This window comes from Streptomyces sp. NBC_00306 (genome assembly GCF_036169555.1).
In the GTDB taxonomy this organism is placed as follows: domain Bacteria; phylum Actinomycetota; class Actinomycetes; order Streptomycetales; family Streptomycetaceae; genus Streptomyces; species Streptomyces achmelvichensis.
The window spans coordinates 7,187,388-7,212,795 of the sequence record NZ_CP108032.1; the positions used below are offsets into that span (position 1 = coordinate 7,187,388).

Annotated in this window: 25 protein-coding genes; 15 read left to right on the plus strand and 10 right to left on the minus strand. The window is 71.7% G+C overall.

All coding sequences use genetic code 11. The features are described from left to right. Positions 1-165: 165 nt before the first annotated feature. Positions 166-993: a GntR family transcriptional regulator gene (locus OHA05_RS32150; protein ID WP_313942738.1), complete on the minus strand. Its 828-nt coding sequence runs from the start codon at positions 991-993 to the stop codon at positions 166-168. A gap of 211 nt (positions 994-1,204) precedes the next feature. Between OHA05_RS32150 and OHA05_RS32155 the strand changes: the two genes are divergently transcribed. From OHA05_RS32155 to OHA05_RS32190, 8 genes are all read left to right on the plus strand, one after another. Continuing rightward, entirely contained in the window at positions 1,205-2,461 is a 1,257-nt protein-coding gene (locus OHA05_RS32155; protein WP_328862478.1) for an extracellular solute-binding protein, read from the plus strand. Then, positions 2,458-3,354 (plus strand): carbohydrate ABC transporter permease, encoded by an 897-nt coding sequence (locus OHA05_RS32160; protein WP_328862479.1) that lies wholly within the window; start codon positions 2,458-2,460, stop codon positions 3,352-3,354. The genes OHA05_RS32155 and OHA05_RS32160 overlap by 4 nt, the downstream gene beginning before the upstream one ends. Next, positions 3,351-4,199: a carbohydrate ABC transporter permease gene (locus OHA05_RS32165; RefSeq protein ID WP_383238268.1), complete on the plus strand. Its 849-nt coding sequence runs from the start codon at positions 3,351-3,353 to the stop codon at positions 4,197-4,199. Before OHA05_RS32160 ends, OHA05_RS32165 begins: the two co-directional genes overlap by 4 nt. 11 nt (positions 4,200-4,210) lie before the next feature. After that, positions 4,211-5,725 (plus strand): beta-N-acetylhexosaminidase, encoded by a 1,515-nt coding sequence (locus OHA05_RS32170; RefSeq protein ID WP_328862480.1) that lies wholly within the window; start codon positions 4,211-4,213, stop codon positions 5,723-5,725. Beyond that, the gene (locus tag OHA05_RS32175; protein WP_328862481.1) at positions 5,722-7,134 is read left to right on the plus strand and encodes a cellulose binding domain-containing protein; all 1,413 of its coding nucleotides are present in this window, start codon (positions 5,722-5,724) and stop codon (positions 7,132-7,134) included. The genes OHA05_RS32170 and OHA05_RS32175 overlap by 4 nt, the downstream gene beginning before the upstream one ends. A gap of 184 nt (positions 7,135-7,318) precedes the next feature. Further along, positions 7,319-8,569 carry an extracellular solute-binding protein gene (locus tag OHA05_RS32180; RefSeq protein ID WP_328862482.1) on the plus strand — a complete coding sequence of 417 codons (1,251 nt, stop codon included), beginning with the start codon at positions 7,319-7,321 and terminating at the stop codon, positions 8,567-8,569. 134 nt (positions 8,570-8,703) lie between these two features. Then, entirely contained in the window at positions 8,704-9,537 is an 834-nt protein-coding gene (locus OHA05_RS32185; protein ID WP_328862483.1) for a GNAT family N-acetyltransferase, read from the plus strand. Continuing rightward, a complete protein-coding gene (locus tag OHA05_RS32190) occupies positions 9,534-10,403 on the plus strand; it encodes a lysophospholipid acyltransferase family protein (protein ID WP_328862484.1) in 870 nt (289 codons plus the stop codon). Before OHA05_RS32185 ends, OHA05_RS32190 begins: the two co-directional genes overlap by 4 nt. Here OHA05_RS32190 and egtD read toward each other — a convergent pair. Genes egtD through egtA form a run of 4 tightly spaced genes read right to left on the minus strand, consistent with a single transcriptional unit; the run spans position 10,298 to position 14,599 of the window. Further along, positions 10,298-11,260: an L-histidine N(alpha)-methyltransferase gene (gene egtD, locus OHA05_RS32195; protein ID WP_313942730.1), complete on the minus strand. Its 963-nt coding sequence runs from the start codon at positions 11,258-11,260 to the stop codon at positions 10,298-10,300. The genes OHA05_RS32190 and egtD overlap by 106 nt on opposite strands. After that, positions 11,257-12,012, minus strand: coding sequence for an ergothioneine biosynthesis protein EgtC (egtC, locus tag OHA05_RS32200; protein ID WP_313942728.1), 756 nt, complete (start codon positions 12,010-12,012; stop codon positions 11,257-11,259). Before egtC ends, egtD begins: the two co-directional genes overlap by 4 nt. Further along, on the minus strand, positions 12,012-13,328 hold the full coding sequence (gene egtB / locus OHA05_RS32205) for an ergothioneine biosynthesis protein EgtB (RefSeq protein WP_328862485.1): 1,317 nt from the start codon (positions 13,326-13,328) through the stop codon (positions 12,012-12,014). The genes egtC and egtB overlap by 1 nt, the downstream gene beginning before the upstream one ends. Further along, entirely contained in the window at positions 13,325-14,599 is a 1,275-nt protein-coding gene (egtA, locus tag OHA05_RS32210) for an ergothioneine biosynthesis glutamate--cysteine ligase EgtA (RefSeq protein WP_328862486.1), read from the minus strand. The genes egtB and egtA overlap by 4 nt, the downstream gene beginning before the upstream one ends. Before the next feature lie 135 nt (positions 14,600-14,734). On the opposite strand from egtA, the gene OHA05_RS32215 reads away from it, so the two are divergent. Continuing rightward, positions 14,735-15,568, plus strand: coding sequence for a TIGR02452 family protein (locus OHA05_RS32215; RefSeq protein WP_328862487.1), 834 nt, complete (start codon positions 14,735-14,737; stop codon positions 15,566-15,568). 91 nt (positions 15,569-15,659) lie between these two features. Here OHA05_RS32215 and OHA05_RS32220 read toward each other — a convergent pair whose 3' ends face one another. Together OHA05_RS32220 and OHA05_RS32225 are read right to left on the minus strand one after the other, a co-directional pair. Continuing rightward, entirely contained in the window at positions 15,660-16,127 is a 468-nt protein-coding gene (locus OHA05_RS32220; protein ID WP_328862488.1) for a type II toxin-antitoxin system PemK/MazF family toxin, read from the minus strand. Positions 16,128-16,271: 144 nt separating this feature from the next. Then, positions 16,272-16,970, minus strand: a complete 699-nt coding sequence (locus OHA05_RS32225; RefSeq protein ID WP_313948784.1) for an alpha/beta fold hydrolase — start codon at positions 16,968-16,970, stop codon at positions 16,272-16,274. Positions 16,971-17,924: 954 nt separating this feature from the next. On the opposite strand from OHA05_RS32225, the gene OHA05_RS32230 reads away from it, so the two are divergent. Next, complete coding sequence (locus OHA05_RS32230; RefSeq protein ID WP_313942723.1) at positions 17,925-18,947, plus strand: LacI family DNA-binding transcriptional regulator; 1,023 nt, start codon at positions 17,925-17,927, stop codon at positions 18,945-18,947. An 87-nt stretch (positions 18,948-19,034) separates the two neighbouring features. Continuing rightward, a complete protein-coding gene (locus tag OHA05_RS32235; protein ID WP_313942722.1) occupies positions 19,035-19,304 on the plus strand; it encodes a hypothetical protein in 270 nt (89 codons plus the stop codon). A gap of 180 nt (positions 19,305-19,484) precedes the next feature. On the opposite strand, the gene trxA is transcribed toward OHA05_RS32235, so the two are convergent. Continuing rightward, a complete protein-coding gene (gene trxA, locus OHA05_RS32240; protein ID WP_313942721.1) occupies positions 19,485-19,880 on the minus strand; it encodes a thioredoxin in 396 nt (131 codons plus the stop codon). Positions 19,881-20,032: 152 nt separating this feature from the next. On the opposite strand from trxA, the gene OHA05_RS32245 reads away from it, so the two are divergent. The 3 genes from OHA05_RS32245 to OHA05_RS32255 all read left to right on the plus strand — a co-directional run bounded on the left by OHA05_RS32245 (position 20,033) and on the right by OHA05_RS32255 (position 22,998). Further along, a complete protein-coding gene (locus OHA05_RS32245; RefSeq protein ID WP_328862489.1) occupies positions 20,033-21,463 on the plus strand; it encodes a dihydrolipoyl dehydrogenase family protein in 1,431 nt (476 codons plus the stop codon). A 111-nt stretch (positions 21,464-21,574) separates the two neighbouring features. After that, on the plus strand, positions 21,575-21,925 hold the full coding sequence (locus OHA05_RS32250; RefSeq protein ID WP_313942719.1) for a VOC family protein: 351 nt from the start codon (positions 21,575-21,577) through the stop codon (positions 21,923-21,925). A gap of 149 nt (positions 21,926-22,074) precedes the next feature. Beyond that, positions 22,075-22,998: an AEC family transporter gene (locus OHA05_RS32255; RefSeq protein ID WP_328862490.1), complete on the plus strand. Its 924-nt coding sequence runs from the start codon at positions 22,075-22,077 to the stop codon at positions 22,996-22,998. 18 nt (positions 22,999-23,016) lie between these two features. Here OHA05_RS32255 and OHA05_RS32260 read toward each other — a convergent pair whose 3' ends face one another. Then, on the minus strand, positions 23,017-23,352 hold the full coding sequence (locus OHA05_RS32260; protein WP_327677901.1) for a tetratricopeptide repeat protein: 336 nt from the start codon (positions 23,350-23,352) through the stop codon (positions 23,017-23,019). A 131-nt stretch (positions 23,353-23,483) separates the two neighbouring features. Between OHA05_RS32260 and OHA05_RS32265 the strand changes: the two genes are divergently transcribed. Further along, positions 23,484-24,449 carry a pirin family protein gene (locus OHA05_RS32265; RefSeq protein WP_328862491.1) on the plus strand — a complete coding sequence of 322 codons (966 nt, stop codon included), beginning with the start codon at positions 23,484-23,486 and terminating at the stop codon, positions 24,447-24,449. 76 nt (positions 24,450-24,525) lie between these two features. On the opposite strand, the gene OHA05_RS32270 is transcribed toward OHA05_RS32265, so the two are convergent. Beyond that, positions 24,526-25,260, minus strand: a complete 735-nt coding sequence (locus OHA05_RS32270; protein ID WP_328862492.1) for a phosphoribosyltransferase — start codon at positions 25,258-25,260, stop codon at positions 24,526-24,528. Between the last annotated feature and the right edge of the window lie 148 nt (positions 25,261-25,408).

The following is a 25,408-nucleotide window of genomic DNA, read 5'->3' on the forward strand; positions in this document are numbered from 1 at the left end:
GCGGAGCCGGCGGTGGGCCTTCGAGGATACGGGCAGCACCGCGGGCACCCGCGGGCGGCACTCACCGCCGGGTCGGCAGGCGTCCGGGTCGTCAGGTGCGGTGCGGGCGGCACGCGACGCGCGGTGCGGCCGGGGTGAGGCGGGCACGCGCGGTGCGGCAGCGGTTCAGTAGGCGTCGCCTGTGGTGGAGGAGTTGATGATGTCGCCGTGCGCGAAGTCGCCCGGCGGGATGCCGGGATGATGACCTTCCGGACGCGGACGCGGCACGGAGGTGCCGAGCGCGAGCCGGGAGACGATGCGGTACCGGTCGCCGCGGTAGACGGAGTGGACGTACTCGACGGGGTTTCCGGCGGTGTCGGTGGTGAGCCGTTCCACCAGCAGTGCGGGGGAGAGGACCGGGACGTCGAGCACGGCGGCCTCCGCCTCGTTGACCACGGTCGGCTCGATGGACTGGACGGCCTCGTTCACGAAGACGCGGTGATGCTCGCGCAGATGGTCGTAGAGGTCGCCGGCCTCCAGCTCCTGGGGGGTGAGGGTGGGGACCAGCCCGGCGGGGATGTGCAGATGCTCGATGGCCATCGGAGCCCCGTCGACCCGTCGCAGCCGGGCGATGTAGACCAGTTCGGCGGCCGGTGAGATGCGCAGCTTGCGGCCGATGCGGGCGCCCGCCCGGATGGTGGCCAGCTCCAGCACGGTGCTGGACCAGGTGCCCGCGGCGCGCGGCACGGCGAACGCGGCGTCGTCGGAGACGAGTTCCTGGGTGATCTTGGCGGGCGCGACGAACATGCCGCGGCCGTGTTCGCGGACGAGTTGTCCGGTGGCGACGAGTTCGTCGACGGCGGCACGCAAGGTGGGGCGGGAGACGCCGAGTTCGGCGCTGAGGGTGCGTTCGGAGGGGATGGCATCGCCGGGCCTGCGGTCCTCGACCAGCGCGAGCAGGAACTCCCGTACCCGCTCCCGCTTCAGTACGGCACCCGAAGTGCTGCGTTCCATCGCCCTGGCCTCTCTGCTGTGGTCCACCTCGTTGGCAACTGGTCAGATGGTAAACGACTTTCTGACCAGTGAGGCTCCGTCGGGTCGATGGACAACTCCGTGAACGGCCCAGCTTTTCAAGGCTCTTGACGTCAACATTGGTCCATGCCACCTTCTAGCCACGCCGTTGGCCAGTTGACCAATTGGTCAACTCATCTCCGAGGTGACATCCGTGAAGACTCGCTTCATCGCCGCTGCCGCCGTCCTGGCAGCCACCACCGCGCTCACCGCCTGCAGCACGTCGTCCTCCGGCTCCGGATCGGCGAGCGGCGACGAACGGCTCACCGTCTGGATCATGAAGGACAGCGTCTCCGACGCCTATCTCCAGCGGTTCACCAAGGGCTTCGAGAAGGAGCACCGGGGAACCACCCTCGACATCCAGATCCAGGAGTGGGACGGCATCGGTGAGAAGGTCACCGCCGCCCTGGCCAGCAAGGACGCACCGGACGTCATCGAAGTGGGCAACACCCAGGTCGCGCAGTACGCGGCCAGCGGCGGTGTGACCGACCTCGGTGCCAAGGTCACCGAACTGCGCGGCGGCGACTGGCTCCCCGGACTCGCCGAGCCGGGCAAGGTCGACGGCAAGCAGTACGGCATTCCCTGGTACGCGGCGAACCGTGTGGTGATCTACAACAAGGACCTGTTCGGCAAGGCCGGCATCACCGCGCCGCCGAAGACACGTGACGAGTGGCTGGCGATCACCCGCAAGCTCAACGCGGGCCCGGTGCAGGGCATCTATCTGCCGGGCCAGAACTGGTACACCCTCGCCGGATTCATCTGGGAGGACGGCGGCGAACTCGCCGAGGAGAGCGGCGGCACCTGGAAAGGTTCGCTCGACAGTCCCGAGGCTCTGAAGGGCATGGACTTCTACCGGCAGCTCCAGGCGCTCGGCAAGGGGCCCAAGGACTCCGACGAGGCGAAGCCACCCCAGGCCGACGTCTTCGCCAAGGGCGACGTGGCCCAGATCATCTCCGTGCCCGGCGGGGCGAAGATCGTCGAACAGGCCAATCCGGCGCTCGCCGGCAAGCTCGGCTTCTTCCCGATCCCCGGCCGGACCGCGGACAAGCCCGGGGCCACCTTCACCGGTGGCTCCGACCTGATCGTGCCGGCCGCCTCCGCCCACCAGGACGCCGCTTACCAGGTGGTGAAGGCGCTCGCGGGGGAGAAGTGGCAGAGCGACCTCGCCAGAACCATGAGCTATGTCCCCAACCGGACCTCGCTCGCCAAGGTCATCGAGGACAACGAGGGCACGGCAGCGATGGCGGCCGCGGCCGCCCAGGGCCGGGCGACGCCCAACTCCCCGCAGTGGGCGGCCGTCGAGGCCACCAATCCGATCAAGCAGTACATGACCGCCGTCCTGACCGGCAGCGACCCGGCGAAGGCGGCGAAGGAAGCCTCCGACAGCATCACCAAGACCCTCGGCTCATGAGGGCCGGCCCCCGAGCCCTCTGGCCCTATCTGCTGATAGCCCCCACCGTCCTCGGCGCGGCCTTCCTCCTCGCCTACCCCCTGGTCCGCAATCTGGTCATCTCCTTCCAGCACTACGGGATGGCGGAGCTGATCCGCGGCGGCGCCGGCTTCGCGGGCCTGGAGAACTACCGGGAGATCCTCGGCGACACGGCCTTCTGGGAGGTCGTGCGGCGCACGCTGTGGTGGACCGCCCTCAACGTCGTACTGATCATGGTGCTCGGCACCGTCGTGGCCCTGATGCTCCAGCGCCTGCGCAAGGGCCTGCGGATCCTGGTGCTGAGCGGACTGGTCCTCGCCTGGGCCAGCCCGGTCATCGCCACCACCACCGTCTTCCAGTGGCTCTTCTCCTCACGCCTCGGCGTGGTCAACTGGCTGCTGATCCGGCTGGGGTTCGACTCCTTCCGGGACTACTCCTGGCTCGCGCACGGCGGTTCGGCTTTCACCATCCTCGTCCTGCTGGTCGTCTGGCAGTCCGTGCCGTTCGTGGCCGTCACCCTGCACGCCGCCCTGACCACCGTCCCCGCCGAACTGGTCGAATCGGCCAGGATCGACGGCGCCGGCGGCTGGCGGATCTTCCGCTCCGTCACGCTGCCCGTCCTGCGCCCCGTCTTCGGGCTCGTCCTGTGCCTCGAAGTCATCTGGGTCTTCCGCTGCTTCGCCCAGATCTGGGCCGTCACCAAGGGCGGGCCCGGCGGTGCGACCACCACCCTGCCCGTCTACGCCTACCAGGTCGCCCAGTCCCTGCACCGCTACGACCTCGGCGCCGCCGCGGCCACCCTGACCGTGCTCATCCTGCTGGCCGCGCTGATCCTCTACTTCCGACAGATGTTCCGGCAGGAGGCCGAGCTGTGAGACTCCTGCGACCCGGACCCGCCGCACTGCGCCGGCTCCCCCTGAACGCGGGAGCGCTGATCGTCTTCGTCCTCAGCGTCTTCCCCGTCTACTGGATGATCCTGACCGCCTTCAAGCCCACCCGGGACATCCAGGCCGAGACCCCCGTGTTCCTGCCCACCGACCTCACGCTCGACCACTTCTCCGCGGCCGTGAACGCCGACGGATTCTGGTCCTTCTGGCGCAACAGCCTGCTGGTGACGGCCAGTTGTGTCCTGCTCGCCCTGGTCGTGGCGCTGGGTGCGGCCTTCGCCGTGGCCCGGCTGCGCTGGAGGGGCCGCCGCGGCTTCGTGCTGATGGTCTTCATCGCCCAGGTCGCGCCCTGGGAGGCGCTGCTCATCCCGATGTACGTCATCGCCCGCGACACCGACATGCTCGACCGGCTCGCCACCCTGAGCCTCGTCTACTTCATGATCACGCTGCCCTTCACCATCGTGACCCTGCGCAGCTTCCTCACCGCGATCCCCGTGGAACTGGAGGAGGCCGCCCAGGTCGACGGCTGCACCCGGGCCGCCGCCTTCCGCCGGGTGACGCTGCCGCTGCTCGCCCCCGGGCTGCTCGCCACCTCGCTGTTCGGCTTCATCACGGCCTGGAACGAGTTCGCCTTCGCCAACATGCTGATCATCAAGAACCAGGACGACCGCACCCTCCCGGTCTGGCTCTCCTCGTTCTCGAACGTCTTCGGCACCGACTGGGGCGCCACCATGGCCGCCTCCACCCTCTTCGCGCTGCCCGTCCTCGTCCTCTTCCTGGTGCTCCAGAGCCGGGTCTCCGCCGGAATGACCGGCGGAGCGGTCAAGGGATAGGAGAAGCCGTCATGCCGCTGTCCCGTCACCGCATCGACCTGGTGCCCCGGCCGGCCCAACTCACCGTCATGAACGGCAGGTTCACCTTCGACGACCGTACGACCGTCCGAGCGGCGCCCGGCGCCGAGCCCGCGGCCGCACTCCTGCGCACCCTGCTCGCCCCCGCCACGGGACTTCCGCTGCCCCTCGCCGCGGACGGCCGTGTCGTCATCGCCCTCGACGCCGGCCTCACCGGACTCGGCACGGAGGGGTACGGACTCACCGTGGGCGCCGACGCTGTGCTGCTGCGGGCCGCCCGTCCCGAAGGACTGGTCCACGGCGTCCAGACGATCCGTCAACTGCTGCCTCCCGAGGCCCTGTCCGGGAACCCGGTGCGCGGCACTCCGTGGTCCGTGCCCTGTGTGCAGATCACCGACGTCCCCCGGTTCGCCTGGCGCGGAGCCATGCTGGACGTGGCCCGTCACTTCCAGCCCGTGTCCTTCCTGCGGCGCTTCACCGACCTGCTGGCCCTGCACAAGCTGAACGTGCTGCACCTGCATCTCACCGACGACCAGGGCTGGCGTATGCCCGTCGCCGCCCGTCCCAAGCTCACCGAGGTCGGCGGAACCCCGCACGGCGGTGCGTACACCCGGCAGGAACTCGCCGGGCTCATCGATCACGCCGCCGCCCGCGGCATCACCGTCGTGCCGGAGATCGAGATGCCGGGCCATGCGCGCGCGGCGCTCGCCGCCTACCCGCATCTGGGCAACCGCCCCGGGCGGCAGCTGGAGGTCTGGCGCCGATGGGGTGTGTGCGACACGGTCCTCGGTGTCCACGACGAGGTCCTGGACTTCTGCCGCACCGTCCTCGACGAGGTGATGGACACCTTTCCCTCGCCGTACGTCCACCTGGGCGGCGAGGAGTGCCCGACGACGGAATGGCATCAGTCGCCCGCCGCGCTGGCTCGGGTCGCCGAGCAAGGGCTGGAGGGCCCCGGTGCCCTGCACGGCTGGTTCATGGGCCGCATGGGCGAGTTCGTCACGGAGCGCGGCCGCCGTCCGCTCGGCTGGACCGAGACCGGTGTCGATCTGCCGGACACCTTCACCGTGCTGCCGTGGCGGGACCAGCGGCACGGCCTCGCCGCCGCCCGCGGCGGCCGGCAGGTGATCATGGCGCCGTACCGCTCCACGTACCTCGACTACCCCCAGTCCGCACTGCCCGGTGAGCCGCCCGGCCAGCCGGGCCAGGTCGTCGACCTGCGGACCGTCCATGCGACCGAACCGGCGCCCGCCCACTGGGAGCCGGAGGCCGCGGCCCGGGTGCTCGGCACACAGGCCCAGTTGTGGACCGAGTACGTCACCACCCCCGCGCACGCCGAGTATCTCGCCTTCCCCCGGCTGTGCGCGCTCGCCGACACCGCCTGGTCCGGTGGCCACGACTGGCCCGGTTTCCAGGCGCGTATGCACCGCCACAGAGCCCGGCTCGACGCGCTCGGCGTGCCGGACCGGCCCCCCGTGCTCCACCCGTCCCGAGAGGATTCCCCATGAGCCTCAGTCCCCTGCGCCTTCGAGCCGCCGTGGCCGCCGCGGCCGTGGCCGGCCTCGGCTGCGCGACGCTGACCGCGTTGCCGGCGGCCGCCGCCGGCGAGCAGGTCAAGGTCCAGTACCGGCAGAGCGCCACCGGCAGCGACCAGGCCGAGCCCTGGTTCAAGGTGGTCAACACCGGCAGCAGCTCGGTCCCGCTGAGCCAGGTGAAGATCCGCTACTACTTCAAGGCCGACGCGGGAGCCTCGTACCGCTTCGCCTGCTCCTGGGCGGTGAAGGGCTGCGCCAACATCACGGGCACCTTCGGCACCCTGACCCGGTCCACGGCCGACGCCGACCGCTATCTGGAGATCGGCTTCACGGCCGGGGCCGGATCGCTCGCCGCCGGCGCCGACACCGGCGACATGCAACTGCGGTTCCACCGCAGCGACTGGCAGGCGATCAACCAGCACGACGACTACTCCTTCGCCGCCTCCCAGACGGCGTACGGCGACTGGTCCAAGGTCACGGCGGCCGTCGGTGGCGCGACGGTGTGGGGAACGGCCCCCGCGGGCAACGACCCCGACCCGGATCCGACGGATCCCACCGACCCGCCCGGCGACGGAGCCACGCTGTTCGACGACTTCACCTACACCTCGCACACCGACCCGGCGCTCAGCGCCCACGGCTGGAACGTGCGCTCCAACTCCGGCGGCCCCGGAGTGCCGGGCGCGGCCTGGGCGCCGGAGAACGTCACCTTCGCCAGGGAGGGGACCAACTCGGTCATGAACCTGGAGACCTCCACGGCCGGTACGGCCGCCTCCACCGAGCAGACCGAAATCCTCACCCGGGCCACGAAGTTCAAGAACGGCACCTACGCGGCACGTGTGAGGTTCTCCGACGCCCCGAGGTCGGGCCCGGACGGCGACCGCCTCGTCCAGACGTTCTTCACGATCAACGACCTCAAGGCCCCGATGGCGGACGACTACGCCGAGTACGACTTCGAGTACCTGCCCAACGGCGGCTGGGGCGAGCCCGCCAACATCCTCTACACGACCTCGTGGGAGACCTACCGGCCCGACCCCTGGGAGGCGGTCAACCAGCACTCGGAGGCCCGCACCAGCTACGCCGGCTGGCACGACCTCGTCGTCACCATCGACAACAGCGCCATCACCTACTACGTCGACGGCACCCTGTTCGGCCGGCACGACGCCCGGTATCTGCCCGAGCGCCCGATGTCCATCAACTTCAACCAGTGGCTCATCGATCTCGCGGGCCAGACCAGCACCACCCCGCGCGCCTACGACCAGAAGGTCGACTACGTGCTGCATGTGAAGGACCAGGTGCTCACTCCCGCCCAAGTCGGCGCCCGTGTGGCCGCCTTCCGCTCCGCCGGGACGGCCTTCCAGGACACGGTCCCCGGCACCGGCTGACCGGCGTCGCGGGGGCGGGCGCCGTCGCGCGCCCGCCCCCGCGTGCGAACCCTCCGGCGGCTGCCGGGGGTTGACCCGGGCATTGGTACATACCAAACTCCACCCACACACCCGTGCGAGCGCGGAGCGCGCTTTCCCCCCATGTCGGGTCCGCTCCCGTGTCCTCTCGCCGAAGGTGACCGCCGTGAAGAACTTCCGTGCCCTGTCCGTCGCGCTCGTCTCCGCGCTCACGCTCACCGGCTGCGGGGTGATCCCCGGCACCGGATCGGATACACGGACCGTGCGGATCTGGCTGATGCAGGACAGCGTCTCCGACGACTTCCTGAAGCGGTTCACGACCGCGTACGAGAAGGACAACCCGTCGGTGGAGCTCGACGTCACCTTCCAGGAGTGGACCGGCATCGGGAAGAAGGTCATGGCCGCGCTGGAGAGCGGCAAGGGGCCCGACATCATCGAGGTCGGCAACACCCAGGTCGCCCAGTACGCGGAGAGCGACGCCCTGCTGGACCTCACGCTGGAGTCCGTACGCGACCTCGGCAACGAGCAGTGGCTGCCGGGACTCGCCGAACCCGGCAGCATCAACGGCTCCCAGTACGGCATCCCCTGGTACGCGGCCAACCGCGTCGTCATCTACAACAAGGACCTCTTCGCGGACGCCGGGATCACCGCGCTTCCCAAGACCCGGGCCCAGTGGCTCGACACCTCGGAGCAGCTCGACGACAACGGTGTCCAGGGCATCTACCTCTCCGGCCAGGACTGGTACACCCTGTCCGGCTTCATCTGGGACGAGGGCGGGGACCTGGCCGTCGAGCGAGGCGGCGACTGGCAGGGCACCCTCGACACCCCGGCGGCGCTGCGCGGCATGGCGTTCTACAAGGAGCTCCAGGCACACGGCGACGGGCCCAAGGCCGCCGACGAGCAGACGCCGCCCCAGGCGGAGGTCTTCGCCCAGGGCGATGTCGCCCAGATCATCGCCGTGCCCGGCGCCGCGACCGTCATCGAAAAGGCCAACCCCGATCTGAAGGGCAAGCTCGGCTACTTCCCCGTGCCCGGCAAGACGGCCCAGAGACCCGGCGCCGTCTTCACCGGCGGCTCCGACCTGATCGTCCCGGAGAAGGCCCGCGAACGGGCGGCGGCCATCGAGGTCGTCAAGGCGCTGGCCGGGACGCGCTGGCAGACCGATCTCGCCCGCACCATGAACTACGTCCCCAACAAGAGCACCCTCGCCGGCGTGCTCAAGGGCGAGGAGGGCACGGCCGCGATGGCCGTCGGAGCCGCGCAGGGCCGGGCGACCCCCAACTCTCCGCAGTGGGCCGAGGTCGAGGCCGACAACCCGATCAAGACCTATATGACCGCCGTCCTCCAGGGGAAGAACGCCGCTCGCGCGGCGCGGCAGGCCTCCGAGCGCATCACGGACGTCCTCGCACGCGGGTGACACCCCGGCATTCAGCCGTCGCACATCCACTCTCCGCCGGGCTGTCATGTCGAATCCAGCCGGCCACGGAAGAAGTAGGGAGCCGGCCGCCGCACCGGCGGTCCGTCCCCCTCCGTCCGGCACAGGAGACAGCCATGCCCGCATCGCCAGCCGTCGTCGCCGCGCCCCTCCGACTCCCCGCCCCGGCCCCTACGTCGCTCCCCACCCGGCTCCCCGAGGCCGGCGCGGAGGCCGAGCAGCCCCGGTACATCGTCTCGCTCGCCCGCGACCAGGAGGACGTCCGCGCAGCCCAGCGGCTGCGCCACCAGGTCTTCGCCGGCGAGATGGGCGCACGGCTGGAGGGACCGGAGCCGGGTCTGGACATCGACGCCTACGACGCGTACTGCGACCACCTGCTGGTGCGCGAGGCGGACACCGGCGAGGTCGTCGGCACCTACCGGCTGCTGCCGCCCGACCGGGCCCGTGCGGCCGGGCGGCTCTACTCCGAGACCGAGTTCGACCTGGCCCGGCTCGACCCCATCCGCGACGACCTGGTCGAGGTCGGCCGCTCCTGCGTCCACCCGCTGCACCGCAACGGGGCCGTCATCGGCCTGATCTGGGCCGGGCTCGCCCGGTACATGACCCGCACCGGACACAACTGGCTGGCCGGCTGCTGCTCGATCCCGCTCGCGGACGGCGGCACCCTCGCCGCGGCCACCTGGTCCACGGTCCGCAGCAAGAACCTGGCCCCCGAGGAGTACTGGGTGACCCCCCACAAGCTCTGGAACGCCGACACCGTCGCCCTTCCCGCCGGCCGCACCGAACTGCCCGCTCTGCTGCGCGGATACCTCCGCCTCGGCGCCTGGGTGTGCGGGGCGCCCGCCCACGACGCCGACTTCGGTGTCGCCGACCTGTACGTACTGCTCTCGCTGCGCCGCACCAACCCGCGCTACCTGAACCACTTCCTCTCGCTCGCCCCCGGACGATGAGCGTCTGGCTCCCCGGCGCGCCCTGCACCCCCGCCGGATGCGCCACCCACCAGGGCCCGGTGGCCGGCACGATCACCGCGGTCGCCCGGCTGACGGCAGGACTGCTGACCGCGCTCGCCGGCATCCTCGTCGGGCCGCTGGTGGCGCTGCTCGCCCTGGTACTGGGCACTCGGTTCCGGCATCTGGCGACCCGCTGCTGGACGCGGGCGGTGCTGCGCGCCTTCGGTGTGCGCCTGCGGATCGTCGGCCGGCCCTACGCCCCGCGGGGCTCCCTCGTCGTCGCCAACCACATCTCCTGGCTGGACATACCGCTGATGGCCACCGCCCTGCCGGGGCGGATGCTGGCCAAGACAGAGGTCAGGCACTGGCCCGTCCTCGGACCGCTCGCGGCCCGCGGCGGCACCTTCTTCCTGGAGCGCGACCGGTTGCGGACGCTCCCCGCGACCGTGGCCGAGATGGCCTCCGCGCTCCGTGAGGGCGCCCGGGTCATCGCGTTCCCCGAGGGGTCCACCTGGTGCGGGCGTGAGCAGGGCCGCTTCCGGCACGCCGTCTTCCAGGCCGCTCTGGACGCCGGCGCGAGCGTGCAGCCCGTCCGCATCACCTATCTGCCCACAGGCGCGGCCGCCTTCGTCGGTGAGGACTCGCTGCCCGCGTCGCTGTGGCGGGTCGTGGCGGCCGGTGAACTCACCGCCGAGATCCGGCTGCTGCCGGCCATCCCCGCGGGGAGTTTCCCCGACCGCCGCTCACTGGCCCGCGCGGCTCAGCAGGCCGTCGCCAGGGACAGCGCGAACCTGCCCTCCCTGTCCGTCCACCAGTTCGTCAACTCCATGCCTGCCGCCGCCAGTTCCGTCCGCACACCCTCCTGACGGAACTTCGCGGAGATCTCGGTGCGCATCTCCTCGCCCTCCTCGAAGGCGACCACGAGATCCAGCTCGGGAATCTTCACGCTCAGGGCGTGACGCGCCCGCAGCCGCATCTCGATCCACTCCTCCTGCGGGTCCCATCGCGCCACATGGTCGAAGTCGGCGGGGTCGACGTCCGCGCCCAGCTCCCGGGCGAGGACGTTCAGGACGTTCTTGTTGAACGCGGCCGTCACCCCGGAGGCGTCGTCGTAGGCGCGTACCAGCACGTCCTCGTCCTTGACGAGGTCCGTGCCCAGCAGCAGCGCGTCCCCGGGGTCGAGCAGCGACCGCACCGAGCTCAGGAACGCCGCCCGCTCGGCCGGCAGCAGATTGCCGATCGTGCCGCCGAGGAACGCGACCAGCCGGGGGCCCGGAGTGCCGGGCAGCGCGAGCCCGCGGGTGAAGTCGGCGATCAGGGCGTGCACATCGAGCCCGGGATGCTCCTCCAGCAGCGCCTCGGCCGCGCCCCGCAGGGCGCTCTCGCTCACGTCGACCGGCACATAACTGTGCAGGTCGTTCAGCTCGTCCAGCAGATGACGGGTCTTCTCCGAGGAGCCCGAGCCCAGCTCCACCAGCGTCCGGGCCTTCGTCGCCGCGGCGATCTCCGCCGAGCGGTCGATCAGGATCTCCCGCTCGGCTCGGGTGGGGTAGTACTCGGGCAGCCGGGTGATCTCCTCGAACAGCTCGCTTCCGCGGGCGTCGTAGAACCACTTCGGCGGCAGCGTCTTGGGGGTGCGGGTGAGCCCGTGCAGGACGTCGCCGCGCAGCGCGGCGTCGGTGGCGTCCTCGGGCAGGGTGCGGGTCAAGAGGAACGGGCTCACGAAGTGGGCTCCTTGAGCGGTGTCAGCAGGACATCGGTTCGGGTTGCGGCGAGCAGTGTCCGGTCGGGCACCTCTCGCCAGTGCGGATCGTCGTCGTACGGCTCCGAGGCCACGACCGTGCGGCGGCCGGGCTCGGCGAGGTACCACAGGGTGTCGCCCCAGGCGCTCGCCGCGATCGTCTCGCCGTCGGTGAGCAGGAAGTTCAGCCGTGAGTCCGGTGCGGCCCCGGCCGCCTCGTAGATCGTCTCGGCGATCGCCTGGCCGGGTTCATCGCCGTCGCGCAGCCTGCGCAGCACCAGGGCCCACAGCAGCGCCGAGTCGCAGCGCGATTCCAGCGAGAGCAGGTCGGTGGCGGGCAGGGAGAGGGAGAGCGGCGCCATGGAGCGCGGCCAGCCCCTGACGGCCCCGTTGTGACTGAACAGCCAGGGCCCGGAGGCGAACGGAGCCGCGGCGGCCTCGCCGTCCGCACCGGCCTCCGTGGCGTCCCGGACGGCGGCGAGCACCGCCCCGCTGCGGACGACCCGGGCGATGTCGGTGAACGACAGGTCCGCCCAGATGGGTCCGGTGCGCCGGTAGCGTGCGGGCACCGGATCGCCCTCGGCGTACCAGCCGACGCCGAATCCGTCGGCGTTGACCGTCCCGTACCGCTGGCGGCGGGGGGCCCACGACTGCCGCAGCAGTCCGTGCGCCGGTTCGGCCAGCAGCTGCCCGAGGGGCAGCGGCGGGCCGAGGTAGGCGATATGACGGCACATCAGGCGACATCCTCGTGGCCGGCGGCGTCCCGTGCGGTGCGGAAGCCGGAGAAGATCTGGCGCCGCACCGGGAGGTCCCAGTTGCGGAAGGTGCCGCGGCAGGCCACCTTGTCGACGGCGAACGAGCCGCCGCGCAGCACCTTGTGGGCGCTGCCGAAGAACACCTCGGAGTACTCGCGGTAGGGGAACGCGGCGAAGCCGGGGTAGGGCAGGAAGTCGCTCGACGTCCACTCCCACACATCGCCGATCAACTGCCGGACTCCGAGCGGGGACTCGCCCTCCGGGTAGCTTCCGGCAGGGGCCGGACGCAGATGGCGCTGTCCCAGGTTGGCCTGCGTGGGCGTCGGGTCCGCGTCGCCCCACGGGAAGCGCCGCGAGCGGTCCGCCTCCTGGTCGTGGCGGGCGGCCTTCTCCCATTCGGCCTCGGTCGGCAGCCGCCGCCCCGCCCAGCGGGCGTAGGCGTCGGCCTCGTACCAGCTCACATGCAGCACCGGCTCGTCCGCGGGCACCGGCTCCGTCACGCCGAAGCGGCGGCGCAGCCACTGCCCGGCCTCCCGGCGCCAGAACAGCGGTGCGCCGATGTCGTGCCGGCGGATCTGGTCCCAGCCCTCGGCGGCCCACCAACGGGGGTCGTCGTAGCCGCCGTCCTCGATGAACGCAATGTAGGCGCCGCAGGTCACCGGCGCGGTGTCGAGATGGAAGGCCGGCACGTCGCGCCGGTGCGCCGGACGCTCGTTGTCCAGCGCCCAGGGCTCCGTCGAGGTGCCCATGGTGAAGGGGCCGCCGGGGACCAGGATCTCCTCGGAGAGGCCCTGCATACCGCCCGCCGGGGGCTCGGGCGCGCTGAGCACGGCGGGACCCTTGCGGAGCTGGTGGGTGATGAGCATCGTCTCGTCGTGCTGCTGCTCGTGCTGGGCGATCATGCCGAAGGCGAAGCCCGAGTCGGTCAGCCGGTCGGTGCCCTCCAGCGGGGTGCGCTCGAGGATGTCGAGGACCCGGCCACGTACGTCGGAGGCGTAGGTGCGCGCCTCGGACGGGGCGAGCAGGGGGAGGGTCGGGCGCAGGGCGCGCGGGTGCTCGAAGGCGTCGTAGACGGAGTCGATCTCGGGCCGCAGGGCCTCACGGCCTCCGACGGTCCGCAGCAGCCACTGTTCTTCCTGGTTGCCGATGTGCGCGAGGTCCCAGACCAGCGGCGACATCAACGGGGAATGCTGGGCGATCAGTTCGTTCTCGTCCACGCAGGTGGTGAGACCGGCGGTGCGGTCCCGGGCGGTGATCAGCGCGTCGAGAGCGCGTCGCCTGAGGTCGTCGGTCATGAGCTCGGTTCCTTCCCGAGTGACGGGATGCGCAGATCGTCGGCGGGACATCGGCCCCGCAGGACATGGCGCTCGTTGAAGGCGGCGACCGCCTCCTGCACCGCGGTGGAAGCGCCGATGCGGGGGAGCGCCTCCAGGGCGACGCCGAAGCAGATGACGGCCGCCGCGTGCAGTTCGGGGTCGGTCAGTCCGTTCCGGGCCGCGCTCATCCACAGCGGATTGCACGGGGCGGGCAGCGGACCGGCGTACTCCGCCAGCGGTTTGACGGCGCGGTAGACGGTCTCGGCCGCCTCGGCGTCGTCGAACAGGGCCGTGGTGACGGCCAGCGGCACCATCCAGCCGTCCTCGCCCGGCTGAGCGTCGATCATGCGCAGTTCGAGATGGCCACGCGGGCGCACGGGCGGGAACAGCGTGGTCAGGTGGTAGTCGAGATCCTCGCGGGTCGGCGGGCGCGGACCGCCGGAGCGCAGCCACTGACGGAAGGTGAGCCCCTCCGGCCGAGCCCAGGGCCCTTCGGGCGCCCGTACACACATCACGGGTGCGTCCAGCGCGTGCGCCGTCCAGGCTGCCCGCGGCTCCCGGTCCAGGGGCGGTGACAGCGGTCGTACGGCGTCCAGTTCGGCCCACACGGCCTGACGCGTGGAGCGCCAGCCGGTGTAGTGGCCCTCCCGCGCGGGGGAGTTGGCGAACGCGGCGGTCAGCACCGCGCCGAGCAGATGCGCGAGCTGCCAGCGTCTGCCGTGGCCGAGCGGTCCCGGCTCCTCGTTGCCCGCGTCCAGACACACCTGGACGGAGGCGGAGGTGCACATCATGGCGCGGCCGGCGGGGCCGGTGCGGTCGAGGAAGGCCTCCATGGCCTCGTACCGGGGTTCGTGGAGGAGCCGGCGCGGCGTCTGCCACGGGTCCAGTCCGTACCCGGCGAGGGTGAGTCCGGCCGGCCGGAGCACCGCGCGTACGGCGTCCAGATCGGCGGCGACGGAGTCGATGCACTCCGTCAGGGAGGCGGCGGGGAGCGAGCTGAGCTCCAGCTGGCCGCCCGGTTCGAAGGTCAGGAGCGAGTCGAGGTGCAGAGAGCGCACCCGGTCGTATGCCTCAATGAGGCGGTCGGCCGGGACGGGCTCATGGGGTCTGTCCTGGTCGTGTACGAGCCATTCCAGTTCCACACCCACCGTTCTGGGCGGGCCGTTCTTGAAGCAGATACATCGAAGGAGATCTTCTGCTTCTCCCTCGTCCATCGGCCGGCCGTAGTCGCCGGGATCAGGTGGGTGCATGATCCGCTCCTCCTTCGAAGGCACTCTGCCAACCTAAGGCCAGCGCCGCAGGTTCGCACAAGAGTGCCCTTGGGGCCCGTGTGGCGCACATAAACCGATTGCCCCAGCTGTCGCCGCTCACCCACGATGTGGCGCATGAGTGCACGACTGCGGGGGATCGCCAAGCACACCCAGGAGATCGTTGAAATCGGCCACTACTTCGCGTCCGACGGACGCCGTGTGGTGATCGCTCCGGACCTGGCCGCCGCCCTGGAAGGGACCCGGATGTACGGGCCCGAGAGCGTGCCCGTCACCCCGGACAGCGACCGTACGACGGTCTTCGACGTCACCGGCGAGAGCAGCACCCAGGCCGCCCAGCGCCTCACCGCGGCGGACGCCGCACCGGTCGCCGTGCTGAACTTCGCCTCGGCACGCAACCCCGGCGGCGGATTTCTGAACGGCGCCCAGGCCCAGGAGGAGGCGCTGTGCCGGGCCTCCGCCCTCTACAGCACGCTGCTGCGCGCCCCCGAGTACTACGCCCACCACCGCGCGGACCGCGATCCGTTCTACTCCGACCGGGTCATTCATTCCCCTGGCGTCCCGGTCTTCCGCGACGACCGCGGACAGCTGCTCGACGCGCCGTACACCGCCGGTTTCCTCACCTCGCCCGCACCGAACGCCGGGGTCATCACCCGTCGCACACCCGAGCAGGCCCACCGCATCCCGGCAGCCCTCGCGGCCCGCGCCGAACGGGTCCTGGAGACGGCCGTCGCGACCGGTTACCGCAGGCTCGTGCTGGGCGCCTGGGGCTGCGGAGTGTTCCGCAACGACCCGGGCGCGGTGGCGGGCGCGTTCCACGCGCTGCTCACCGCGGACGGCCGTTTCGCGGGTCACTTCGAGCACGTCGTCTTCGCGGTCCTCGACCGTACGCCGGAGGGGTCGACCCTGGAGGCCTTCCGCCGGGCCTTCGCCGGTCAGCTCCGGCCGTAGCGCCGGGCCTTTGCCAGTAGCTCCAGCCGTAGCGCCGGGCCCCTGCCGGTAGCTCCAGCCGTGGCGCCGGGCCCCTGCCGGTAGCTCCAGGTCAGCTCCAGCCGTAGCGCTCCCGCAGCCGCGCGACGACCGCATCGAACCGCGGCCGCGGCAGCGCGCAGGCCTCACGGCGCATACCGCTCTCGTGGACGCGCAGCACACGGTCGAGGTCGACCCACGACTCCCGGCCCGCGCTGTCCCACGGGCCGACGCCGATCGGCACCCACTCGCGGTCGTGGTCGTGCCGCCTGCTGGAGAGCTGCACGGCGAGCAGTGTGCCGGCGGGCTCCCGGGCCACGACGAGCACCGGGCGGTCCTTGCCGCGACCGTCGTTCTCCTCGAACGGCACCCAGGTCCACACGATCTCGCCGGGGTCCGGGTCACCGTCGCGGTCCGGCGCGTACGACGTGCGGACCGGGCCCACCTCTGCGGGGTCGGCCTCGGTCGTCGCGCCCGGGCCGCTGCGGCCGGGCCGGGCGAGGTCGTCGGAGGAGTCGGAGGAACCGCGGAAGATCGTCACGCGCCCACGGTAGAGTCTCGCCGGTCCGGGGGTCCCTGGTGGGTGCGGCAGCTGCGCGAGCGCGCGACGAAGGCGCGTCGCCCGGAGCCGCGCGGACCTGCTGCCCGCGCCGGCCCGACACAGGGAACCCGAGTACGCCGCGTGTCAGACCCAGCCGTCCAGCGCCGCCATGAAGCCGTCGAAGTCGTCGCGGTGGATGGTGTGCCCGGCCCCGGGGACCGTCCGCACCTCGAAGCCGCGCGCGGTGAGCAGCTCCGCCCGCTCGGCGGGTACGAGGAAGCTCGGGTCCGCGAGCATGACGAGCGACGGTACGACGGGCTCGGCCGGCAGCAGATCCGTGCCGGCGAGGCCGGCCAGACCGTAGGCCGTCCCCTCCTCCCAGACCCGCAGGGTCTCCAGCTCGATACCGACGTCCACCTCGTCCCAGCGGGGACCGGCGGCCCGGATCTGCTCCCGTGTCAGCGTCTTGGCCTGTGCGAAGAGGTCGGGACGGTACCCGTCGTCGCCGTCCGGCAGATGCCAGGCGGGATCCGCGTACACGGCTCGTTCCGGCGCCAGCTGCCGTACCGCCCTCGACAGGGCCAGACCGCCGAGCGAGTGACCCATGGCCACCTCCGCGCCGGTGGGCAGCGTCTCCACGAGGTCGTCCGCGTGGTCCTGGAGCGTGTAGCGCTCCGCTCGGCCGCTGGCACCGTGACCGCGCAGATCGACGGCGAGCACGCGGTAGCCGCGCGCGGCGAGTGCGGGGCCGACCCGCCGCCAGGTGCGGTGGTCGGCCATGATGCCGTGGACGAGCAGCGCGAGACGGTCGCCCGTCCCCCAGGTCGTGGTGTGGAGCTGCACAGTGATGCCTTTCCGGTGCGGGGCGGTGGGCAGTCGAAGGGGGTGCATGCGTCGAACTGGTGCAACGGATCGGGTGGTTCATGCCGGGGCGGAGCGCTGTGGTCGAGAACAGCCCGGCGGTACGGCGGCTTCCCGATCCGGGGCCGGGCATGGATCGGGCTCCGGCCGCCGAGGACGGACCGAGCCGATGCGGCGGCCGCGGGGCCGGTTCCCCGCCACCCGCGTCCGACGCCGGCCTCGAACCTGTGCGGCGGCTGCCACCGGGCCGACCCGAGCCGACGCGGACCCGCGGCGATTTGCGACCGCGGGACCGGTCCCGCGGAGACGGACCGAGGGCCGCGAGCTGCGCCGACCGCGTCGCTCCGGCACCCGACGCCGAGCCGATCCGCGGTCGCAGGCCGGCCCCGTGCCGCCCCGGCACTCGGCGCCGGACCCGAGCCGATCCGCGTCCGACGCCGGACCGCACCGATCCGCGACCGCAGGGCCGCACCGATCCGCGACCGCAGGGCCGGTCGCGTGTCGGCCCGGCACGCGACGCCGGACGCGCGAACCGGCCGTCGGGACACGGGAGTTCGGGCCGAAGATCAGACCGAACTCGGCCACGTTCCGGGGCGGATGGATCTCCCCGACGGGCAGCCCGTGGCGAACCGCCGGGAAGCCGCCCGAGAGCGCTTACATCGCGCTGCTCGTCGCGACCCGCCGCGATCAAGGGCTTCCCGCGGATTTCCGCGGTCCGGTTTCGAGGGGTTTGCGGAGCCGCACGGCCGATACCGGCCGCAGAGCCGGCGGAGCCGGGAGTCCGTGCGGCCACACTGCCCTCCGGACGAGGTGACGAAGCGGGGGTGCCGACCGAGGATGGCGCGTGTCACTGACGCGTGTAAACCCTTTCTGGCGCTCGTTTCCGGCCATCCACCGGACGGCGTTCGGTGCCGTTCTGGAAGGATGCCGAGGGCGATGAGCCAGACACCCAAGCAGTCCGCAGAACGCCCCGTTCCCACCAGCGCCGATGTCGCCCGGCTGGCCGGAGTTTCCCGGGCCACCGTCTCGTACGTGCTCAACAACACCTCGGCCGTGCGCATCAGTGAGCCCACCCGCCGACGTGTCCGTGAGGCCGCCGAAGAACTCGGATACGTCCCCCACGCCGCCGCCCGCAGTCTGCGCGCCGGGCACACCCGCATGGTGCTGCTGCCGACCGCTCACGTCCCCGTCGGGCCCCTCTACAGCCAGTTCTTCAACGAACTCCAGTGGGCACTGCGCCGACTCGACTACACGGTCGTTCAGTACGGCAGCCTCGGACTCGAGGGCGACGAGGCGGCCAGGGCCTGGGCGGAGCTGCGGCCGGTCGCCGTCGTCTCCTTCGGCGAGGTGGCCCTCACCCGCCACAGCGTCGACGTACTCAAACGCTCCGGTGCCAAGGCCGTCATAACCCTCGGCCCGCGACGGGTCGAGGGCGCGCACTCGCTCGTCATGGACCAGAGCGAGATCGGCAGCTGCGCGGTGTCGCACCTGGTCGCACGCGGCCGACGGGCCATCGGGGTCGTGATGCCCGAGGAGCCGGGTCTGGAGCTCTTCTCCGAACCGCGGCTCGAAGGCGCCCGCAGGGCGGCCGCCGTCACCGGCGCCCGCATCGAGCCGCTGCCCCTGTCGTACGACGAGGTGTCGGCCGCCGCCCTCGCCGCCCGCTGGCGGGAGCTGGAACTGGACGCGGTGTACGCGTACAACGACGAGCACGCCCAGCTCCTGATGCGCGCCCTCCAGGACGAAGACATCGATGTCCCGGGCGCTACCGCCGTCATCGGCGCGGACGATCTGCTGCTGGGCAGGCTCCTGCGCCCGCGACTGAGCACGGTGCACATCGACATGGTGACCGGCCGCCGGCTGGCCGAACTGGTCGACGGCATGGTCCGTGAGCCGGGTGAGGAGCCGGAGATCCACGACCTGATGGGCGCGAGAGCCGTGCACCGCGAATCCAGCTGACCCGGTCCGTCCTTCCGGCGTACCCGGCACACCGGCGGACCGGCGGACGACGTGCGCCCGGGGCGGCGGGTGGCTAGCGTCACGTGCATGACCAGCGATCCGCAGCGCTTCGAAATCCTGGTGGTGCCCGAGCACATCGAGGGCGACGATCATGCCTCCCTGGCCGGGGCCGCCATCCGGTCGGCCATCGTCGCGGCGACGGGTGACCGCGGTGAGTCGGGCTATCCGCGGTACGTGGGCCAGGGGGTCGAGGCCGACATCGACCCCGCCACGCGGACCGTCGAGGCCCTGCTGGTCGACGGCGCGGAGCTGGACTACGGCCTCTCGGCGCGCGTCGTCGAGCCGAAGAGCCTCTGACGGCACGACCGCGGACGACGCCGCCCGAACCGTGGCCCGCGCTGCGGGCAGCCCGCCGCCCGCGGTGATGTCGCGCAGCCGGCAGGACGTCCCGGCCGCGCGGGCCCGGACGCGACTGTGGTCCCGGCCGTCCGGCCGGGACCACAGATGAGGCCGCGCCTCGTACGGAGCAGGGCCGTGTCAGGCCTCGGCCGCGCCGTCCGCTCCCGCCGCCTTGGCCTCGGCGGCCTTGATCGACTTGCGGACCTCGTCCATGTCGAGGGCCCGCGCCTGGCCGATGACGTCCTCCAGCGCGGCCTCGGGGAGAGCGCCGGGCTGGGCGAAGACGGCGACGTTGTCGCGGACGATCATCAGCGTCGGGATGGACTGGATCTCGAACGCGGCGGCCAGCTCCTGCTGGGCCTCCGTGTCGACCTTGGCGAAGACCAGGTCGGAGTGACGCTCGGCGGCACCTTCGTACACCGGGGCGAACTGCTTGCAGGGGCCGCACCAGTCCGCCCAAAAGTCGATCAGGACGAAGTCGTTGTCGCTCACGACCTGATCGAAGTTCTCCTTGGTGAGCTCAACAGTGCTCATGACGTACTACCTCTCCCTGATGTTCGCTGGTGTGCCGTCCCGGAGGAACACCCCGGTCCGTCAGCTGCCCCACGACAACCCTGCCCGGGGCCTTGCTATTCCTGCCCCTGCCCATGTGGCCAGGACGCACACCCACGACCAGACTGGCCTTCATGACGGAAGCTGTGGAATTCGACGTCGTCGTGCTGGGCGCGGGCCCCACCGGCGAGAACGTGGTGGACCGGCTGAGGGCAGCGGGCCTGAGCACCGCGGTCGTGGAGAGTGAGCTGGCAGGCGGCGAATGCTCGTACTGGGCGTGCATGCCCAGCAAGGCGCTGTTGCGCCCCGTGACCGCCCGTGCGGAGGCGCGCCTGGTCCCGGGTCTGCGCCAGGCGGTGCAGGGGCCGCTGGACACCGAGGCCGTGCTGGCCCACCGGGACGAGAAGGCCGCACATTGGAAGGACGACGGCCAGGTCGGCTGGCTCGAATCGACGGGCGCCCGCTTCTACCGGGGCCAGGGCCGCCTCCACGGCCCCAAGAAGGTCGTGGTCGACGGTCCCGAGGGCGAGCACCATGTCTTGACCGCCCGGTACGCGGTCGCCGTGTGCACCGGCAGCCGCGCGGTTCTGCCCGATGTGCCCGGCCTGGCCGGCGCCAAGGCGTGGACCAGCCGTGAGGCGACCAGCTCCCACACCGTGCCGGGACGGCTGATCGTCGTCGGCGGGGGAGTCGTCGGGGTGGAGATGGCCACCGCCTGGCAGGCACTGGGTTCCCAGGTGACCATGCTGATCCGGAGCGTCGGACTGCTGCCCAAGATGGAAGCCTTTGTGGGCGAGCACGTCGCGGAGGCCCTCACCGAGGCCGGCGCGCAGATCCGCACGGACGTGGAGGTCGCGTCGGTCGAGCGCACCGGGGGGACGGGCCCCGTCAGGGTGGTGCTGGACAGCGGGGAGCGTATCGAGGCCGACGAGATCCTCTTCGCGACCGGACGGGCACCGCGGACCGAGGACATCGGCCTCGAGACGGTGGGCCTGGAGCCGGGTTCGTGGCTTTCGGTCGACGACACCTGCCGGGTCGAGGGGAGCGATTGGCTCTACGGCGTCGGTGACGTCAACCACCGCGCGCTGCTGACCCATCAGGGCAAGTACCAGGCGCGTATCGCCGGGGCGGCCATCGCGGCCCGGGCGAGCCAGGTGCCCCTTCTGGAGACGGACCGCTGGGGCGCGCACGTCGCCACCGCCGACGTGGCGGGCGCCCCGCAAGTCGTGTTCACCCACCCCGAAGCCGCGGCCGTCGGGCTCTCGCTCGCCGAGGCCGAGGCGGCCGGACACCGGGTGCGTGCCGTCGACTACGAGATCGGCGATGTCGCGGGCGCGGGTCTGTTCGCCGACGGCTACCGCGGCCGCGCCCGGATGGTGGTCGACCTGGACCGCGAGATCGTTCTCGGTGTCACGTTCGTCGGCCCCGGCGTGACGGAGCTGCTGCACTCGGCGACCGTCGTGGTGGTCGGAGAGGTGCCGCTCGACCGGCTGTGGCACGCGGTGCCCGCGTATCCGACGATCAGCGAGGTGTGGCTGCGGCTGATGGAGACCTACCGCGGCTGACCCTGCCCGAACTCCGCGACCGAGCTCCGTCCGCCGGTCGCGGCCGCGCGGCCCGGCGCCGGTGACCGGTCCGGGCCCCGGCACCCGCCTCAGCCCAGGAAGGAACCACCCATGTCCGTACGCCGCGTGGTGCCCGACATCCACACCGCGTCCCTCGCCGAGAGCCGGGACTTCTACGGCCTCATCGGCCTGGAAGAAGTGATGAACCTCGGCTGGGTCATGACGCTCGCGTCACCCGGCAACCCCACGGCCCAGATCTCGTTCGCCACCCACGACGAGACCGCGCCGGTCGAGGCCGACATGAGCATCGAGGTCGACGACGTGGACGCCGTGCACGCGGCGATGGTCGAGCGGGGAGCGGAGATCGTGCACGCGTTGCGGGACGAGGAGTGGGGCGTACGCCGCTTCTTCGTACGCGATCCCAACGGACGGGTGGTCAACGTGCTCAGCCACCGCAGCTGAGCCCCGCGGCCCCGGTCCGGCTCGCCCCCGCATGCAGAAGGTCCCCGCATAGAGAAGGCGTCGTACGGTTCGGGCGCCATGCCGCCCGCCGCCCTCGCTGTCCCGGGGGCGGCCGCGGGCCCGTGATCGTCGTCGGGCATGCTGGCGCGGTGACCGTGCTCTCCGGCTTTCTGCCCATCTGGGTGATCACCGCCGTCGGCTGGGCGGCCGGCCGGACCCAGGTGCTCGGCACCCAGGCGCAGAGCGTGCTGGGACGGTTCGCGTTCACGTTCGCCATGCCGGCGCTGCTGTTCCTGACCCTGTCGCGGTCCCAGGTCTCGGATCTCGTGAGCCCCGGCGTCGCCGTCTTCGCGCTCAGCCTGGTCCTCGTGTTCTCGCTCGGCCTGCTCCTCGGCCGCCGGGTGTTCCGCAGGCGCCGGGCCGACCGGACCATAGGCGCGATGGCCGGGGCCTACGTCAACTCCGCGAACCTCGGCATCCCGATCGCCGTGCACGTCCTCGACGACGCCTCGTTCTTCATCGCCGCGGCGCTGTTCCAGACCCTGTTCGTGACGCCGGTGATCCTCGTACTGATCGACGTCGACGCGGGGAGCGGGGCACGCGAGCGCCGGCAGCGCATACTGCGTCTGCCGCTGCGCAATCCGATCATCGCGGCCTCCGCGGCCGGTGTGACCGTCGCGCTGATGGGCTGGCGGCTGCCCGACCCCCTGATCACTCCCGTGCAGATGCTCGGCGGAGCGGCCGTCCCCGCAGCGCTGTTCGCTCTCGGAATGTCCCTCACCACCCGGGCGGACGGACCCGACACGACCGCCCGGACCGAACGCCGGGTCCTCGTGGCGCTGAAGATCGTGGTCCAGCCGCTCGTCGCCTATGTGCTCGCCCGCTGGGTGTTCGGGCTGGGCGGGCCCGAGCTGTATGCCGTGGTGCTGTGCGCGGGTCTGCCCACCGCCCAGAACGCCTTCATCTTCGCGTCCGAGTACCGGCTGAACACCGAGCTGCCCAGGGACGCCATCCTGTTGTCGACACTGCTGTCGATGGCGTCCCTGTCGCTCATCACCTGGCTGCTCGCCTGACCTGCCGGGCCCGGGCGCTCACTCCCCGGACATCGCGGCCGCCATCCGCAGATGCGGGGCCGCGTCGGCGGTCCTTCCCTGGCGCTCCAGGGTCCGCCCCAGCATCAGCCGTGCGTAGTGCTCGACGGGGCTGAGCTCCAGAACGGCGCGCAGCTCGGTCTCGGCGCGCTGCAGCTGGGCGGAGTGGTAGTAGGAGCGCGCGAGCAGCAGCCGCTGCGCGACCTGCCGCGGCTCCTCGGCGACGAGCCCCCGCAGGATCCGGGCGGCCGTCAGGTACTCCTTGGCGCCGAAGAACAGCTGCGCGCGGTCCCACCGCTCGGCGGCGGTGCCGAACTCGTAGTAGGTGTCGTTCATCGGCTCTCCTCCTCGGGCCCTGTGTCCTGTCTCTGTGGTGGGGTCAACAGAGCAAGATGGTTGAACATTCCACTACTCTGGGATGCGTGGGGGCAGACCGCCACCGCTCGTACAGGAATAGGTTGAGCGTCATGAGCAATCTCGATCGTCAGGCCACCCTCTCCGTCTGCGGCGGTCGCGGGTTCGTCGTCGCCGAGCCCGTCCGTGAGCTCCTCAGTCCCCGTCGTGTACCGCTCGGTGAGTCCACCGAGGTACGCCGGCTGCTGCCCAACCTCGGCCGCCGGATGGTCGGTGCGTGGGCCTTCGTCGACCACTACGGTCCCGACGACATCGCCGACGAACCCGGGATGCAGGTGCCTCCGCACCCGCACATGGGACTCCAGACCGTCAGCTGGCTGCACGACGGTGAGGTGCTCCACCGCGACAGCACCGGCAGCCTCGCCACCATCCGGCCGCGCGAGCTCGGCCTGATGACCTCGGGCCGGGCCATCAGCCACTCCGAGGAGAGCCCCCGGCCGCACGCCCGCTTCCTGCACGGCGCCCAGCTCTGGGTGGCGCTCCCGGACGCCCACCGCCATGTGGAGCCGGACTTCGAGCACTACACCGACCTGCCCCTCGTCACCGCGCCCGGACTCACCGCCACGGTCGTCCTCGGCTCCCTCGACGGCGCCACGTCACCCGGCACGACGTACAGCCCGATCGTCGGCGCGGACCTGGCGCTCACCCGTGGCACCGAGGCGAACCTGCCGCTGGACCCCGACTTCGAGTACGCCGTGCTCGCCATGTCGGGCGAGGCGCACGTCGACGGTGTGCCCCTCATGCCCGGTTCGATGCTCTACCTCGGCTGCGGCCGCACCGAACTCCCCCTGCGCGCCGAGTCCGACGCCGGTCTGATGCTGCTGGGCGGTGAGCCGTTCGAGGAGGAGATCATCATGTGGTGGAACTTCATCGGGCGGTCCCAGCAGGAGATCGAGGACGCCCGCCAGGGATGGATGGAGGGGGCCCGCTTCGGTGAGGTGAAGGGCTACGACGGAGCGCCGCTCCCCGCGCCGACGCTGCCCCCGACACCCCTGAAGGCACGGGGACGCGTGCGCTGACGCCGGCGCGCTGCGGTCCGGGCCTGGCCGGAAGAGGCATCGGCCGCGGCGGAGTTGCTCGCACGTGGGCCGAGGCCTACGACGGAGATTCGTTCCCCGCCCCCGAGCCGCCCTCGGCGCCCCCCGGCCCTCCGGGACGGGTACGCCGAGCCGGCCGGGCCCGACCCGGATCCCGCGCCGCGCGCAGCAGTTCCCGTACTTCGCCGTCCGTCGTCTGCCCGAAGTCGGCGTAGGAGTTCCCCACGGCGGAGAACGGGAACGGCGTCGTGGCGCACACGACCTCGTCGACCAGGGCCCTCAACTCCCGGCAGGCGGAGGCCGGTGCGGTGGGTATCGCGACGACGACGCGTGAGGGCCCCTGGTCCAGCAGCGCGCGGACGGCGGCCTTCATGCTGGCGCCCGTCGCCAGGCCGTCGTCCACCAGGACGACCGGCCTGCCGGTCAGTTCGGGCCAGGGACGCCCTTCCCGGTATGCCTCTTCCCGCCGCAGCAACTCGCGGCCCTCGCGCTCCGCCACGCTTCGCAGTGCCTCGTCGGAGATGCGCAGGCTGCGGATGACGTTGTCGTTGCGCACCGTCACGCCACCGCCGGCGATCGCTCCCATCGCGACCTCCTCATGACCGGGAACGCCCAGTTTGCGGACCAGAAAGACATCCAGCGGGGCGCCCAGGGAAAGGGCGACCTCGTACGCCACCGGGACGCCGCCGCGCGGCAACCCCAGAACGATCACTTCCGGATCGTCGATGTGCCCGAGGAGCCCGGCCAGCTCACGGCCGGCGTCACGGCGATCGTGGAACAGACGGTGCGGCATCGATGGCCTCCTCGAAGGCCCGCCGGCCCGGACTCACCACCTGAGGCGCGCACCTCACGCGGGTCCCGAGTCGTTGTCCGAGCGCGGACTTCGCTCCCGCAATTTTACGTCGGCAGCCACCGGCCATGACGGTTCGCCCTCTTCGACC